This is a genomic window from Pseudonocardia hierapolitana (genome assembly GCF_007994075.1).
In the GTDB taxonomy this organism is placed as follows: Bacteria; Actinomycetota; Actinomycetes; order Mycobacteriales; family Pseudonocardiaceae; genus Pseudonocardia; species Pseudonocardia hierapolitana.
The window spans coordinates 6,290,096-6,304,606 of record NZ_VIWU01000001.1 but is presented as its reverse complement, the minus strand read 5'-3'; the positions used below and the strand labels follow the sequence as shown (position 1 = coordinate 6,304,606).

The window sequence follows — 14,511 nt, the reverse complement described above, 5'->3', positions numbered from 1 at the left end:
TCAGACCGTGAACCGGAACATGCCCTGGATGGCGTTCTGCCCGGTGACCGCCACGTCCGGCAGGCCGTGCCGGCTGCCGTCGCGGCGGAAGCTCTCGGCCTTGCCGACGTAGGCGGGTGCGCCGGGAATCGTGGAGAAGGCCGAGTCGTGCAGCGTGGTCGGATTTCCGGTGGCGCCCACGAACTGCACGAGCCGGGCCTCGGCGACGTCACCGATCCTGAGGTAGCCCTTGCCCTCCACGACGTCGAACGTGATCGGCACCCGCTCGACCGCCACCACCTCGCCGATCAGGGCGGCGAGGTCGGCGACCGCGCCCCCGAGCTGCCCGGTGAAGACGTTCAGGAGGGCGGCCTGCTGCTCCTCGCTGCACCGGTCGTCCACCAGGACGGCGACCTTCCAGTTGCCGGCCAGCACGTTGCCCGGGATGTGCGTCGACACGCAGAGGCAGCGGTCGCTCACGTCCACGCCCTGCACCGTGCCCCGGTCGACGTACCAGCCGAGGACCGAGTCGCACGTGCCGTCGCCGTCCGGGTCCTCGCCGACCCAGCAGGGGCACAGGGTGTTGCACGTGCAGACCTCGAGCAGCCTGCCCTCCACGTCGTAGGTCGCCGCCGTCTGCGCTGCCACGGTCTCTGCCGTCATGGCACACCCCCTCCAGGTGAGGAAGCGCAGCGTAGGGACGGCCGGCCCGCGGCGACATTCGGAGAACTACGTAGGTCAGGACCGGCACGCTGAGCCGTTCGGGGGTAACCCGGACGGCTGGCGGGCCTTGCCTGGGGCATCTGGGTCGGTAGCGTTCTCGGTTCGTGGAATCGTGGCGGGGGGTGATTCCGGTGCTCCGTCCGGGAGTGCCCGCGGTGAAGACGGCGGTTCCGCGGCCGCCGCCCAGCTACGTGCCACGCCCCCGGCTGCTCGTCGCATTGGACGAGGCGGCGGCCGGGCAGGTCACGCTGGTCAGCGCGCCGGCCGGGTACGGCAAAACCCTGCTGCTCGCCGAGTGGGCGACGCGGCGCCCCGAGCTGACGGCGTGGGTGTCCCTCGACGAGGACGACAACAACGACCGGCGCTTCTGGGCCGCGGTCCTCACCGCGCTCGACAGGTGCGCGGCGGTACCCGCGGACAACGCGCTGCACGATCTCGCGCTCCCCGGTCTCCCGAGCCGCGACCCCGAGTTCCTCGCCCTCGTCGCCGACGCCATCGGAACGGCGCCCGGGCCGCTGCGGCTCGTCCTGGACGACGTCCACGAGCTCACGGCGCCCAACCCCCTCCACGGGCTGGCATCGCTCCTGCGGGACCGGCCGCCGGGCCTGCACCTGGTCCTGTCGGGGCGCACCGACCCACCGTTGCCGCTGGCCCGCATGCGTCTGACCGGCGAGCTGCACGAGATACGCGCCGATCGGCTGCGCTTCTCGCTGGCGGAGGCGGGGACGATGCTCGCCGCCGCGGACTTCCGGGCCCGCCCCGACCAGGTGCGGCTGCTCGTCGAGGAGACCGAGGGGTGGGCGGCGGGACTGCGGCTGGCCGCGCTGTCGCTGCGCGAGGCCGAGGACCCCGACAAGTTCCTGGCCGGCTTCGTCGGCAGCGGCCGCGCGGTCTCGGACTACCTGGTCGGGGAGATCCTCTCCCGGCTCACGGTGGAGACCCGCGAGCTGCTCGGGGCCGTCAGTGTCTGCGACCAGCTCTCCGCCCCGCTGGCCGCGGCCCTGTCCGGCCGAGAGGACGCCGGGGCCGTGCTCAGCTCCCTCGAGCGGGAGACCTCGCTCGTCCTCAGCACGGGCGAGGACCGTCGCTGGTACCGGGTGCACCCCTTGCTCCGGTCGCACCTGCGGGCAGACCTGCAGCGGCAACGTCCCGATCTGATCGTGCGGCTGCACGGTCGAGCTGCCGACTGGTACGCCACCGCGGGGCAGCCGGTCTCCGCCCTCGCACACGCGCGCCAGGGCGGGGACCCCGAGCGGATCGCGCAGCTGTTGCGCCAGCAGGCGACCGCGCTCATCGCAGACGGCGAACACGCGGTGGTTCGTGAGGCACTCGATCAGCTGGGTGACGCTCAGCGCGGCAGCGAGCCTCTGCTCGCCCTGGTGGCCGCCCTGATCGCGACCGAGAGTGGGGACATCGCGACGGCCGACCACCACCTCGCCGAGGCTGCATCGTCGTGGCCGTCCGATCCGTCGTCCGACCTGCTCGCCCTGCGCAGTCTCGTCCGGTCGCGGCGGGCGATCGTCGCAGGCGATCCGAGCGACCGGGCCCGGACCGCCGACGAGATCGGCTCCGGCGCTGCGACGGACCCGGAACTGGCCCCCATGGCGATGGCGCACGATGCGCTCGGGCTGCTCGCCGAGCGCCGGCTGGACGAGGCGCGCGCAATCGCCGAGGCCGGGCTCGCGCACGCGCGGCAGCAGCACCACATCTACCTCGTCGCGCTCGGACTCGTCACGCTCGCCGCGATCGCCGCCGCGGAAGGCGACTACCGGCGGATGACCCGGCTGGCTGCGGCCGCCGACGCGGAGCTCGCCGATCCGACGTGGCGGGCGACGGTCGGTGCAGCGTGGTCGTCCACGATGCGCGCGTACGGGGCGCTGCTGCGCGCCGAGCCGGCCACGTGCCTGGAGCTGACCTCGCCCGACGTCCCGGACGAATCGGCTCCACAGCTCTCCGATCAACTCTTCGTGCTGCGCGCCGCGCTGCGCGGGGCGGCGTTGTCCGACATCGGTCACGGCGACGAGGGCCTGAACGAGCTCCGGGAAGCACGTGCGGTGGCCGCGGGCAGGCCGGGCGCGGCCGAGATCCCCGCCACCGTCGCGCTGCTCGAGCACCGCACCGCAACGTTGCAGGGCCACGACACCGTGGCCCGCTCCATCCTGAGATGGGCCGAGGACGAACTGGGCCACGTCGGCGAGGTGCATCTGTTGCGCGCCTGGCAGCTGGCCAGGCTCGGCCGTCCCGCAGCGGCGAGCGATGCCCTCGTCCACCTGCTGGACGGCGCGGCGCCGGTCGTGCTGCCCTGGACGATGGTGGAGGGCAGGGTGCTCGGATGTCAGCTCGCGCTGCGTGGGGAACGCCGCCCGCAGGCCCGTAGAGAACTCGACCACGCCCTGGCGCTGTCGGAGGCCATGGACGTGCTGCGGCCACTGGTGATCGGCCCACCCGAGGTCATCGACCTGCTGACGAGGCACATGGGCAGCTTCGGTGATAAGGAGTCGACGGCGCTGCGGGTACTCGCGGCGCGTAACGCGCTCGGCACCGGCACCCAGCCGGTGTCGCTCACCGAGCGGGAACGAGCGGTGCTGAACATGCTGCCCACGCAACGATCGTTCGACGAGATCGCTCTCGACCTCACCGTCTCGCACAGCACCGTGAAGACGCACGTCCGAGCGCTCTACGGCAAGCTCGGCGTCGGCTCCCGCCGCGACGCGGTGGCTGCGGCGCGCAGGCGAGGCATCCTCTCACCAGAGACCTGAGCCTCCGTGAGGTCGATCCAGGAACTCGCGTCCGGCGATCGAGGACACGAAGATCACGCGTCCGCCGCCCCGCGCCACCATCCCCGGCACGAGAGCCTGGGTGAGTGCCAGTGTCGCGAACACGTTGACCTCGAAGACGTCCCGGACGCGCTGCAGCGGGACCTCGGCGATCGGGCCACCCGCGCCGATCGCGGCGTTGTTGACCAGGACGTCGACGCCCCAGCCACGAAGACCCCTCAGCGTTCCGAGTCGGCGACCTGGTTCACCGACACGATGCGCAACCCGAGGTTCTGGATCAGTGCCAGCACCCCGTGCATGTGGGACTGGTCGATGACCTCACCCCGGATGATCGTCTCCGGTGGGGCGTCGAGCACGGTCATGTCCGGGAACGCTCCGCGGGTGTGCTCCGACAGCCGCCCGGCCACCCGGAACTCGTAGCGTCGCGATGTCACGCTGCGCTCCCTTCCTGCGGTGCGTCGTTCCGGCGTTGCGCTGGACCGCAGTGGCGTCACCGTCGTCGGGACGGCATGTTCTCGGCGTCGTCCCCGCAGGATGAGATGGCAGCCGTCGGGCAAGGGGGCGGGCCGGCGATCGGCGGGCGGGCCGGGCCCGCGGGCCCGCCGGTCCGGGCGACTCCGGACGATGGCGACACCCGACCCCATCCCACGCGGGGGAGGCTCCGTGCGTCGGCGCCCGATCACGCTCCTCACGGGTCGTGGCACTCCGGCACGGCCATGAGGTCCGTCGGCCAGAGGAGAACGCCGTGTCCACCCCGACGTCCATGCCACCCGGATCCGCCGACGACACCCGAGCCGACGGCGCCACACCAGCCGGCACCGGCGCCGCTCCCGCCGGAGGAGGGCGGCGCGCGACGTACGGCGATCGGCTCGGGCGGGGCGGTTGGCCGGTTCTGCTCGTCGTCGGGATGCTCACCGTCTTCTACGGGCTCCTGGTGATGAGCCTGCGGCCCGTCGCCATCGCAACGGTCGGCGGTGCTGGCCGCGATCGCGTTCCTCGTCGCAGGCGTCGGGCAGGTCCTGCTCGGTGGCGGCCTCGACGTCCCATGGCGCTGGTTCGCGTACGCAAGCGGCGTGATCGCGATCCTGGCGGGCATCGCCCCTGGCCGTCCTCCGAATCGCCGGACTCGCCACGGGCCTGATCACCATCTAGGAGGAGCTGACCCATGGCCAACCCGATCCCGACTCCCGAGCCCGGCGCCACCTTCGGTGTGCACTCCGAGGTGGGGACGCTGCGCAAGGTGCTCGTCTGCGCGCCGGGGCTCGCCCACACCCGCTTGACCCCGACCAACTGCGACGCCCTGCTGTTCGACGACGTCATGTGGGTGCAGAACGCCCGGCGGGACCACTTCGACTTCGTGAGCAAGATGCGCGAACGGGGCGTCGAGGTCGTCGAGCTGCACAACCTGCTCACCGAGACGATGGCGATTCCCGAGGCGAAGGCGTGGCTGCTCGACCGCAAGATCGTCGCCAACGAGGTCGGCCTCGGCCTCGTCGACCACACCCGCGCCTTCCTGGACGGCCTCGACGAGCGCACGCTGGCGGAGTACCTGATCGGCGGCCTGTCCACCGTCGACCTGCCCGAGGGTTTCCGGCCCGGCTACGTCGCGCTCGCCCGTGAGTCCGCCGGCGTGCCCGAGTACCTCATGCCACCGCTGCCCAACACGCTCTACACGCGCGACACGACGTGCTGGCTCTACGGCGGCGTGACGCTCAACCCGCTGTACTGGCCCGCCCGGCACGACGAGACCCTGCTGATGAAGGCGATCTACACCTTCCACCCCGACTTCGTCGGGGCAACGGTCTGGTGGGGCGACCCGGAGCGGGACTGGGGCCTGGCCACGCTGGAGGGCGGCGACGTGATGCCGGTCGGCAACGGTGTGGTTCTGGTCGGGATGAGTGAGCGCTCCTCGCGACAGGCGATCACGCAGCTCGCCGCGTCGCTCTTCGCGAACGAGGCGGCCGAGCGGGTGATCGTCGCGGGGATGCCGAAGCTGCGTGCGGCGATGCACCTCGACACGGTCTTCACCTTCGCCGACCGCGACTGCGTGACCGTGTTCCCGAACATCGTCGACGGCATCCACACCTTCTCGTTGCGGCCGGGCGACAAGGATCCGGTCGAGGTCACCGAGGAGAAGCTCGCCTTCGTCGACGTCGTGGCCGAGGCCCTGAACCTGCCCGCGCTGCGCGTGCTCGAGACCGGAGGCGACGCCTACGCCAGTGAGCGCCAGCAATGGGACAGCGGCAACAACCTCGTCGCCGTCGAACCCGGAGTCGTGTTCGCCTACGACCGCAACACCCACACCAACTCGCTCCTGCGCAAGGCAGGAGTCGAGGTCATCACGATCGTCGGCGCCGAGCTCGGCCGGGGCCGCGGCGGCGGGCACTGCATGACGTGCCCGCTGCTCCGGGACGCGGTCGACTTCTAGGAGGGGAGAAGACATCGAACCTGTCGCCGCGACCGGTGGGTTGGGCATCGCCCTGCTCATCGCCGGCATGCTCCTGTGCTTCGTCGGCGCCCGGTCGCTCGTGCTCGCCGCGGCCTGCGCCGGGTTCGGCCTCGGGAGCGGCCTCGCCGCGGCGCTGGGCGGTGGTGCGGTCACCGCCGTCCTCGTCGGGGTGGGCGGCGGTGTGGGCGCGGTCCTGCTGGTCCGCCTCGCGCTCGGAACCGGACCGTTCGTCGTCGGCGCGCTCGCCGGTGGCGTCGTCGCGGCCAGCGCCTACCGGACGCTTCCGCCGACGCTCTCGTGGCCTGCGCCCCTCGTCGTGCTCGTCGTCCTGGCTGTCGCCGTGCTCAGCGGGGCCGCCGTGCACTTCCTGCGGGCGCCGCTGCTCCGCGCCGTCACCGCGCTCGCCGGGGCGGGCCTGATCATCCGAGGCGTCGTCGAAGCCGGTCCCGCATTCCTCGGCTTCCTCCGCAGCCCCGCCACGTGGGTCGAGAGCCTTGTCGCGCTGGCCGCGCTGCTCGCGCTCGCGTGGGTCGGGTTCACCACGCAGCGCCAGCGGGTGGACAAGACCTGACGTCTCATCCCCTGCGGAGGAGGCCGGCCCCGCCCGGGTACCAACACCATCACGCCCCGGAGGGCGCCATCCGCGGTGCCCGTCCGAGGAGGAGACCGATGTCCACCCTGAGCGTGTGGCAGTTCGACACTCCCGACGGCGCCGAGAAGGCCGCCAGCACCCTCGAGACCCTGTCGAAGCAACAGCTGATCACGGTCCACGACGCCGCGACCGTGTCCTGGCAGGCGGATGCGAAGAAGCCGAGGACCCGCCAGCTGCACAACCTGGCAGGAAGCGGCGCGCTCGGCGGCGCCTTCTGGGGCATGCTGTTCGGCCTGCTGTTCCTGGTGCCGCTGCTCGGCGCGGCCATCGGCGCTGCAGCAGGCGCGCTGGTCGGCACGCTCTCCGACGTGGGTATCGACGACGAGTTCATCAAGCGCACCCGCGACCAGATCACACCCGGCACGTCGGCGCTGTTCGTGCTCACGTCCGGCGCGGTCGTCGACAAGGTGCAGGACGCCTTCACCGGCCAGCGCGCCGAGCTGCTGTTCACCAACCTGTCCAAGGACCAGGAGGACACCCTGCGCGAGGCGTTCGCCGAGTGACGTGAGTGGATCGCGGGTCGCCGCAACGCGGCCTGCCCCGCGTCGCCGCATACCCGAGGAGCGCCGACTTCTCGATCCGGCCTCCACCCCGCACCGCGAGGGCCGCGCTGGTCGCGTCGCCGGCCTGGGCGCCGCCAGGAGGCGGTCCCAGTGTGATCAGCAGGTCGGATTTGTGGTCTGTAGCGACGATCAAGGGCAGATGGTCGCCGTTGAAGATCAACTAGCGACCATCTCGCCTTGATCGCCATCAGCCCCGGTGCGCGGCCGTGGTTGGTCCTCATCGGGAGGAAGATCGCCGATTTGGTGCACTCACGGCAGGCAGGGAAGCAGCAGGTACACCAAAGCGCCGATCACCAGGGCGCGTAGGCCTCATGATCGGCGTTCCGGCGCCTTCACGGCCGGATTCCGCCGTAGAGGCACCGACGCCCCGATCATGACCGTCGCACCGCCTTCGGCGGCGCCGCGCGTCCCCGGGCAGGCCCCGGCCTGCCCGCGTTGTGCCGCCCGGAGGGGCCGCAGAGGCTCAGAGGTCAAGGGTCGCGCAGCGATCGCGAAGCGACGCCGCAGGCGCCCTTGAGCTCTGAGGGGCGGCCCCGCACAATGCGCGGCGCCACCGAAGGCCCTGCGTGAAGGCCCTGCGTGAAGACGCCACCGAAGAACTCTCATCCAGAGGCGTCACCGAGGGCCCGCACCCCGAGGCCGGCATCCCGGCGCCCAGAACCAGGAGGCCGCCCCTGAGAGCGCGCCGGGGGCCTCATGATCGGCGTTCCGGCGCCTTCGCGGCGGGATTCCGCCGTAGAGGCACCGACGCGCCGATCATGACCATCGCGCCGCCTTCGGTGGCGCCGCGCGCCCTCCGGGCAGGCCGGCGGCCTGCCCGCGCTGTGCCGCCCGGAGGGGCCGCAGAGGCTCAGAGGTCAAGGGTCGCGCAGCGATCGCGAAGCGACGCCGCAGGCGCCCTTGAGCTCTGAGGGGCGGGCCCGCACAATGCGCGGCGCCACCGAAGGCCCCCCGAGCACTCGTAACCACTCACCGCCCGTCAGAGGCGAGCCCGGACCGCCGCGAGCACCTCCCCGGGAGCCTCCATGTGCGGCATGTGCCCGGCCTCCACCCGGGTCAGCTCCACCCCGTCCGGCACCGGGACGATGCGGTCGGACGCTCCCCACACCACCGTCACCGGCACGTCGACGCCCTCCAGCAGCGCCGGCGTGTCGAGTGCCTGCCGGTCGCCGTCGAGCAGGGTGCCGAGCACAGCGGTGAGCGCCTTGTCGACGCCGTCGAGCCGCTTGTAGCGCAGCAGGTCGTCGACGAGCTGGCGCGTGACGAGGGCCTCGTCCGCGAACAGCCGTCCGACCAGCGGCTTCAGCTCCCTCCGCGAGGCGGCCGCCGCGAACCCGCGCAGGTACTCCGCGTCGACCTCGGGGGTGAACCCGGCCGGGGCGATCAGCGTCAGCGACGCGACCTTCCCGGGCGCGGCCTTCGCGACCGCCGCCACGACCGCTCCGCCGAGCGAATGCCCGACCAGGTGGGCCCGGCCGATCCCGAGCGCGTCGAGGAAGCCGCTGACGGTGTCGGCGAGGGTCTGGAGCGACCCGTCCCCCACGTCCTTGCCGGACGCACCGTGCCCGGGCAGGTCGAGCGCGATCGCCCGGCGGCCCTCCTCGGCGAGCGGCTGCTGCACGAACAGCCAGGAGTTCTTGTCCCCGCCGTAGCCGTGCACGAGCACGACCGGGTCGCCTGCGTCCTCGGGCCCCAGGACGAGGTAGGAGATCGTCCGCCCGCCCACGTCGACGAGCTGCGGCTCCGGCTCGTCGTCGGCTTCGAGCGCCCCGGAGGCGACGGCGGCCTTCGCCTCCTCGACGACGGCGTCGATCTCCGAGTCGGGCACGTCCGCAGGCGCGACGACGGCGAGCACCGCCCCGACCGGCAGGTCCGCACCCGGCTCGGCGACGATCCGCCGCAGCGGTCCCTCGACCGGCGACTCCAGCGTGCCGGCGATCTTGTCCGTCTCGATGTCGACGATGTCGTCGCCCTTGGCGATCGTGTCCCCTTCCGACACGAACCAGTCGACGATCTTGCCCGTCTTCATCGACAGGCCCCACTTGGGCATCGTCACGCGCTGGATGCGCGCAGCGCTGTCTGTTCGCTCCGCGGAGCTCCGCTCATCGGGCATAGTCGACCGCCGTCTTCACAGCGCCGGCGATCTTCGCCGCGTCCGGGATGAACAGGTCCTCGAGGGAGTCGGAGAACGGCACCGGCGTGTGCGGGCCGGTCACCAGCTGGATGGGCGCGCGCAGCGACCCGAAGGCGTCCTGCGCGACGGTGGCGGAGATGTCGGTGGCCAGCGAGCAGCGCGGGTTCGACTCGTCCACGACGACCAGCCGGCCGGTGTTCTCCACCGACTCCAGGATCGTGTCGACGTCGAGCGGGCTGGTGGTGCGCGGGTCGATCACCTCGGCCTGCACCCCGGAGCCCGCCAGCTCGTCGGCCGCCTCCAGCGCGGTGTGCACCATGCGTCCGATGGCGACGATCGTGACGTCGCCGCCTTCCCGCACGATGTTCGCCTCGCCGAACGGGATCGTGTAGCTCTCCTCCGGGACGTCGGCCGTGGTGTCGTAGAGCATCTTGTGCTCGGCGAAGATCACCGGATCGTCGTCCCGGATCGCCTGGATCATCAGGCCCTTCGCGTCGTAGGCGTTGGACGGCGCCACGACCTTGAGGCCCGGGATGTGCGTGAACACCGACAGCAGCGACTGCGAGTGCTGCGCGGCGGCCCGCAGGCCCGCGCCCCACATCGTGCGGACCACGACCGGCGTGACCGCCTTGCCACCGAACATGTACCGGAACTTCGCGGCCTGGTTGAAGATCTGGTCGAAGCAGACACCCATGAAGTCGATGAACATCAGCTCGGCCACCGGTCGCAGCCCGCCGGTCGCGGCGCCGATCGCCGCGCCGATGAATGCCGACTCCGAGATCGGGGTGTCGAGCACCCGGCCCGGGAACCGGCCGTACAGGCCCTTCGTGACGCCGAGGACGCCGCCCCACGCGTCCGGCTCGCCGGGCGAGCCCTCGCCACCGGCGTTGTCCTCCCCCATCACGATGACGCGCTCGTCGCGCTCCATCTCCTGGGCCAGCGCCTCGTTGATCGCCTCGCGGTAGGCGATGATGCGTGCCATGTCGGGCTCTCCTCTCAGTACGAGACGTAGACGTCGGTGAGCAGGTCGGCGGCCCCCGGCTTCGGCGCCGCCTTCGCCGCCACCACGGCGGCCTCGACGGCGGCGGCGACCTCGGAGTCGATCTGGTCGAGCTGCGCGCCGTCGAGCTGCCCGCCGTCGGTGACGGTGGCGCGGAAGCGCTTGAGGCAGTCGAGCTTCTCGCGCGCGTTCGCGACCTCGTCGGCGCGGTAGAGCTGCTGGTCGCCCTCGAAGTGGCCGAAGTAGCGGGTGAACTTGACCTCGATGAGCGTCGGGCCGCCGCCCTCGCGGGCCCGCGCGATCGCCTCGCCCGCGGCCTCGTGCACCGCGAAGAAGTCGAACCCGTCCACGATCACGCCGGGCATGCCGAACGCCGCGGCCCGGTCGGCGATGTCGTCGGTGGCGACCGACCAGCTCGACGACGTGGCCTCGGCGTACCCGTTGTTCTCGGCCACGAAGATCGCCGGCAGGTTCCAGATGGAGGCCAGGTTCAGCGACTCCAGCGTGGTGCCCTGGTTGGACGCCCCGTCGCCGAAGAACGCGACCGCGACCCCGCCGTCGCCCTTGTGCTTGGACGCGAGCGCGCGGCCGCAGATGAGCGGCGGGCCGCCGCCGACGATGCCGTTCGCACCGAGCATGCCCTTCGACAGGTCGGCGATGTGCATCGAGCCGCCCTTGCCGCGGCACGAGCCGGTGATCTTGCCGTAGATCTCGGCCATCATCCCGGTGATGTCCACGCCCTTGGCGATGCAGTGGCCGTGGCCACGGTGCGTGGAGGCGATCGCGTCGCGGTCGTCGAGGTGTGCGCACACCCCGGCCGCGGACGCCTCCTCGCCCGCGTAGAGGTGCACGAAGCCGGGGATGTCACCACCGGCGAACTCCTCGTGCACCCGCTCCTCGAAGTCACGGATCGTCCGCATCACGCGATAGGCGTCGAGGAGCTGGTCGGGGGTCAGGTCCTGGGAGGCAGGGCTTTCGAGCGTGCCCGTCATGACATCACGATCCCTCCGTCGATCATGACCGACTGCCCGGTCATGTAGTCCGAATCCGGTCCTGCGAGGTACGAGACGAACCCGGCGACGTCCTCCGGGGTCTGCACCCGACCCAGCGCGATGAGCTGGGAGTACTGGGCGAGGGCCTCGCCCTTCCCGGTGCCGAGGTAGGCGCCGAGGCCCTCGTCGATCTGGTTCCACATCTCCGTGCCGACGATCCCGGGGCAGTACGCGTTGACGGTGATGCGATGCCGCGCGAGCTCCTTCGCGGCGGCCTGCGTCAGCGCCCGGACGGCGAACTTGGTGGCGCTGTAGTGCCCGAGGTAGTCGAACCCGCTGTGCGCGGCGATCGACGCGGCGTTGATGATCTTCCCGCCGCTCCCCTGCGCGATCATGCGCTCGGCCGCGGCCTGCAGGCAGTAGACGACGCCGAACACGTTGACCTCGAACATCCGCTGCAGGTCCGCGGGCGTGACGTCGAGCAGCGTCTTGACCTGCGCGATCCCGGCGTTGGCCACCATGACGTCGACGCTGCCCAGCTCGGCGGCGACGCGGTCGACCATCGCGAACACCGCGGCCCGGTCGGTGACGTCGGCCGGCACCGCGAGCGACCGCCCGCCGGCCTCCGCGATCTCACCGGCGACCGCCTCGGCGGTGTCCTTGTCGAGGTCGTTGACCGCGACCGCGTGCCCGTCCCGGGCGAGCCGCAGCGCGATCGCGCGCCCGATTCCCCGTCCGGCGCCCGTCACCACCGCAACGGTCACGAGAGCTCCTTCGGCGAGACGAGGATCTTCACGTTCTCCTCCTTGTTGTCGATCAGCTCCCGGAAGCCGCCGTCGACGAGGTCGGCGAGCCCGATCCGGCCGGTGATGAACTGCTCGGCGTCGACCTTCCCGTCGCGGAGCAGGGCGATCGTGTCAGTGTGGTCGCCGCAGTAGGCGAGAGAGCCGATCACGCTGACCTCCGACAGCACGAGGTCGTTCATCGCCACCTGCGGCACATGGCCCCAGATCGCGACGTTGACGACCGTGCCGCCGGGACGCACGGAACCGATCGCGGCGGCCAGCACGGCGTCGACGCCCGCGCACTCGAACGCGACATCGGCGCCCGCTCCGCCGGTGAGGTCGCGGATCGCGTCGGGCACGTCGATACCGCCCGGGTCGACGACCTCGTCCGCACCCGCGCCCGTCGCCTTCGCCTTGCGCGCGGCGGCGGGCTCGACCACGACCACCTTGCCGGCGCCGGCGGCCTTCAACGCGGCGGTCGTCACCAGGCCGATCGGGCCGGCCCCGAACACCGCCGCCGTTCCGCCCGGCTGCAGTCCGGACAGCCGCACCGCGTGGTAGCCGACCGCGAGGGGCTCGACGAGGGCCCCGATGTCGGTGGGGAGGTCGCCGAGCGGATGCACCCAGCGCGCGTCCACGACGCACCGCTCGGCGAACCCGCCGTCCGGCCCGGACAGACCGACGAACCCCAGCTTGCGGCAGATGTTGTAGCGGCCGGCGGTGCAGGCGACGCACTCGCCGCAGACGTAGTACGGCTCGACGGCCACGCGGTCGCCCTCCCGCACGTCCGTCACACCCGAACCGACGGCGGAGACGACGCCCGCGAACTCGTGCCCCATCACGACGGGCAGCTCCGAACCGGTGATCGGGTGCGGTGCCCCCTTCTGCGGGATGAAGATCGGGCCTTCGAGGAACTCGTGCAGGTCGGTGCCGCAGATGCCGCACCAGTCGACGCTCACCTCGACCTGGCCGGGCCCGACCTGCGGGTCCGGGACGTCGTCGATGCGGATGTCGCCCCTGCCGTGGAACCGTGCCGCCTTCATCGGGCCTCCAGAGCACGTGGTTCGAGAAGCCGCCGCTGGGCCGCGGCGGCGAGGACGGCGCGCACGTCGAGCACCCGCGGCCCGTCCGGCGCGAGCGTGACGGTGACGGGCGTCGACGGCCCGAACTCGATCTCCCGCTCGCCGTCGACGGCGACCGTGCCGCGCGCGAGATCCACGACATGCGGCCGTCCGGAGACGAGCGGGCCGGCCGCACGCACACCGATCGGTGCGACGACGCCGGGCGCGATCGGGGCGAGCACGGTCTGCGGCGCGTGCCCGGCGCCTGCGAGCCGGACGACGACGCCGTCCGCCGCCGTGCGGGGAGTCGGGTGCAGCAGCCCGGCGATGCTGGACAGACCGATCGCGTGCGGCTCGGCGAACGCGCAGTAGAGCTCGTGCAGGGTGGCCGGCTGCCACAGCGCCCGCGAGCCGACGTGCGTCACGGTCGAGACGCAGGCGTCGACGAGGGCGAGCTCGTGGGTCGCGCCCGCGACGACGTGGAGGGCCTTTGCGCGGTAGCTCGCCTCCTCGACGGGCACCCGACCGGTCGCGACGAGCGCGGCCGCCGTACCGGCGACGGTCGCCTCCCACATCTCGGGGAACGCGTTGTTGGTGCCGGTGGACAGCGGCAGCAGAGCGACGTCCCCGCTCGCGGACGCCGCCGCGCGCACCGTCCCGTCGCCGCCGAGCAGGACGACCACCGACGCCCCGGCCGCCACCATCCGCCGCACCAGCTCACGGGTGTCCTCGGCCGTGCCGCTGATCGCGTCCAGCGCGACGAAGTCCAGCTCGGGCCACCGCGCGGCCCCGGGACGGCGCTTGTCCCGCGCCCTCAGCACGCCGGCCGCGACGCCCATGCCGTCGGTCGACATCAGCACGCGGGCCACGCCCGTGGCGCCCGCCGCGGCGACGAGCCGCAGCGCCATGTTGGTCTTCTCCGCGTTCGGGAAGACCGAAGCCTGCGCGACGAGCCTGCGGATGTCGCGGCCGGACATCGGGTTGGCGACGATGCCGACGGCCGACCCCGGCACGACCGGCAGCTCTCCCGCGGACGGCCGCACCACCCGCCCGTTCGACCCGCCCTGCTGCACTCGCGCCTCCGGACCTGCCCGCGAGGCCCCGGCGCCCCGCGTGACCCAGTTCACTCCTGGTCGGGCCGCAAGACAACGGTTGCACCGGGGTTGCACGCTCCCGAACGCCGAACGCCGAACGCCGAACGCCGGACGCGCGGCGCTCGAAACGCCGGACTCACCGTGCACGAACGTCGGACTCGCCCGGGATGGGCCCCGCCAGCAGCGAGTCGGCATCCCAGCACGGCGAGTCCGGCATCCCAGCACGGCGAGTCCGACAACCCGACACGGCGAGTCCGCCTTTCGGGCTCGGGGTGCCTCGCCGGTAACGCCTGGCAGGCCCG

13 protein-coding genes are annotated in these 14,511 nt (G+C 72.3%); 4 read left to right on the top strand and 9 right to left on the bottom strand.

The features are described 5' to 3' along the window. A complete protein-coding gene (locus FHX44_RS30085; protein ID WP_147258868.1) occupies nt 1-642 on the bottom strand; it encodes a DUF1326 domain-containing protein in 642 nt (213 codons plus the stop codon). Between the two features lie 191 nt (nt 643-833). On the opposite strand from FHX44_RS30085, the gene FHX44_RS30080 reads away from it, so the two are divergent. Continuing rightward, nucleotides 834-3,461 (top strand): helix-turn-helix transcriptional regulator, encoded by a 2,628-nt coding sequence (locus FHX44_RS30080; RefSeq protein WP_147258867.1) that lies wholly within the window; start codon nt 834-836, stop codon nt 3,459-3,461. On the opposite strand, the gene FHX44_RS44325 is transcribed toward FHX44_RS30080, so the two are convergent. Together FHX44_RS44325 and FHX44_RS30070 are read right to left on the bottom strand one after the other, a co-directional pair. Then, the gene (locus FHX44_RS44325) at nt 3,447-3,668 is read right to left on the bottom strand and encodes an SDR family NAD(P)-dependent oxidoreductase (RefSeq protein WP_425469204.1); all 222 of its coding nucleotides are present in this window, start codon (nt 3,666-3,668) and stop codon (nt 3,447-3,449) included. The two genes, FHX44_RS30080 and FHX44_RS44325, sit on opposite strands and share 15 nt — an antisense overlap. A 29-nt stretch (nt 3,669-3,697) precedes the next feature. Then, complete coding sequence (locus tag FHX44_RS30070; RefSeq protein ID WP_147258866.1) at nt 3,698-3,913, bottom strand: hypothetical protein; 216 nt, start codon at nt 3,911-3,913, stop codon at nt 3,698-3,700. A 731-nt stretch (nt 3,914-4,644) separates the two neighbouring features. On the opposite strand from FHX44_RS30070, the gene FHX44_RS30065 reads away from it, so the two are divergent. The 3 genes from FHX44_RS30065 (at nt 4,645) to FHX44_RS30055 (ending at nt 7,083) form a co-directional block, all read left to right on the top strand. Next, nucleotides 4,645-5,907 carry an arginine deiminase gene (locus FHX44_RS30065; protein ID WP_147258865.1) on the top strand — a complete coding sequence of 421 codons (1,263 nt, stop codon included), beginning with the start codon at nt 4,645-4,647 and terminating at the stop codon, nt 5,905-5,907. Between the two features lie 40 nt (nt 5,908-5,947). Then, nucleotides 5,948-6,499: a hypothetical protein gene (locus FHX44_RS30060; RefSeq protein ID WP_147258864.1), complete on the top strand. Its 552-nt coding sequence runs from the start codon at nt 5,948-5,950 to the stop codon at nt 6,497-6,499. A 98-nt stretch (nt 6,500-6,597) separates the two neighbouring features. Further along, entirely contained in the window at nt 6,598-7,083 is a 486-nt protein-coding gene (locus FHX44_RS30055) for a DUF1269 domain-containing protein (protein ID WP_147258863.1), read from the top strand. Between the two features lie 1,039 nt (nt 7,084-8,122). On the opposite strand, the gene FHX44_RS30050 is transcribed toward FHX44_RS30055, so the two are convergent. Genes FHX44_RS30050 through FHX44_RS30025 form a run of 6 tightly spaced genes read right to left on the bottom strand, consistent with a single transcriptional unit; the run spans nt 8,123 to nt 14,188 of the window. Next, nucleotides 8,123-9,199, bottom strand: a complete 1,077-nt coding sequence (locus tag FHX44_RS30050; RefSeq protein WP_281287923.1) for an acetoin dehydrogenase dihydrolipoyllysine-residue acetyltransferase subunit — start codon at nt 9,197-9,199, stop codon at nt 8,123-8,125. A 46-nt stretch (nt 9,200-9,245) separates the two neighbouring features. Continuing rightward, nucleotides 9,246-10,259: an alpha-ketoacid dehydrogenase subunit beta gene (locus tag FHX44_RS30045; protein WP_147258861.1), complete on the bottom strand. Its 1,014-nt coding sequence runs from the start codon at nt 10,257-10,259 to the stop codon at nt 9,246-9,248. A gap of 14 nt (nt 10,260-10,273) precedes the next feature. Further along, complete coding sequence (locus FHX44_RS30040; protein WP_147258860.1) at nt 10,274-11,269, bottom strand: thiamine pyrophosphate-dependent dehydrogenase E1 component subunit alpha; 996 nt, start codon at nt 11,267-11,269, stop codon at nt 10,274-10,276. Further along, nucleotides 11,266-12,033, bottom strand: coding sequence for an acetoin reductase (locus FHX44_RS30035; protein ID WP_147258859.1), 768 nt, complete (start codon nt 12,031-12,033; stop codon nt 11,266-11,268). The genes FHX44_RS30040 and FHX44_RS30035 overlap by 4 nt, the downstream gene beginning before the upstream one ends. Further along, nucleotides 12,030-13,097: a 2,3-butanediol dehydrogenase gene (locus FHX44_RS30030; RefSeq protein WP_147258858.1), complete on the bottom strand. Its 1,068-nt coding sequence runs from the start codon at nt 13,095-13,097 to the stop codon at nt 12,030-12,032. The genes FHX44_RS30035 and FHX44_RS30030 overlap by 4 nt, the downstream gene beginning before the upstream one ends. Further along, nucleotides 13,094-14,188 carry an ATP-NAD kinase family protein gene (locus FHX44_RS30025; protein WP_246170667.1) on the bottom strand — a complete coding sequence of 365 codons (1,095 nt, stop codon included), beginning with the start codon at nt 14,186-14,188 and terminating at the stop codon, nt 13,094-13,096. Before FHX44_RS30025 ends, FHX44_RS30030 begins: the two co-directional genes overlap by 4 nt. Between the last annotated feature and the right edge of the window lie 323 nt (nt 14,189-14,511).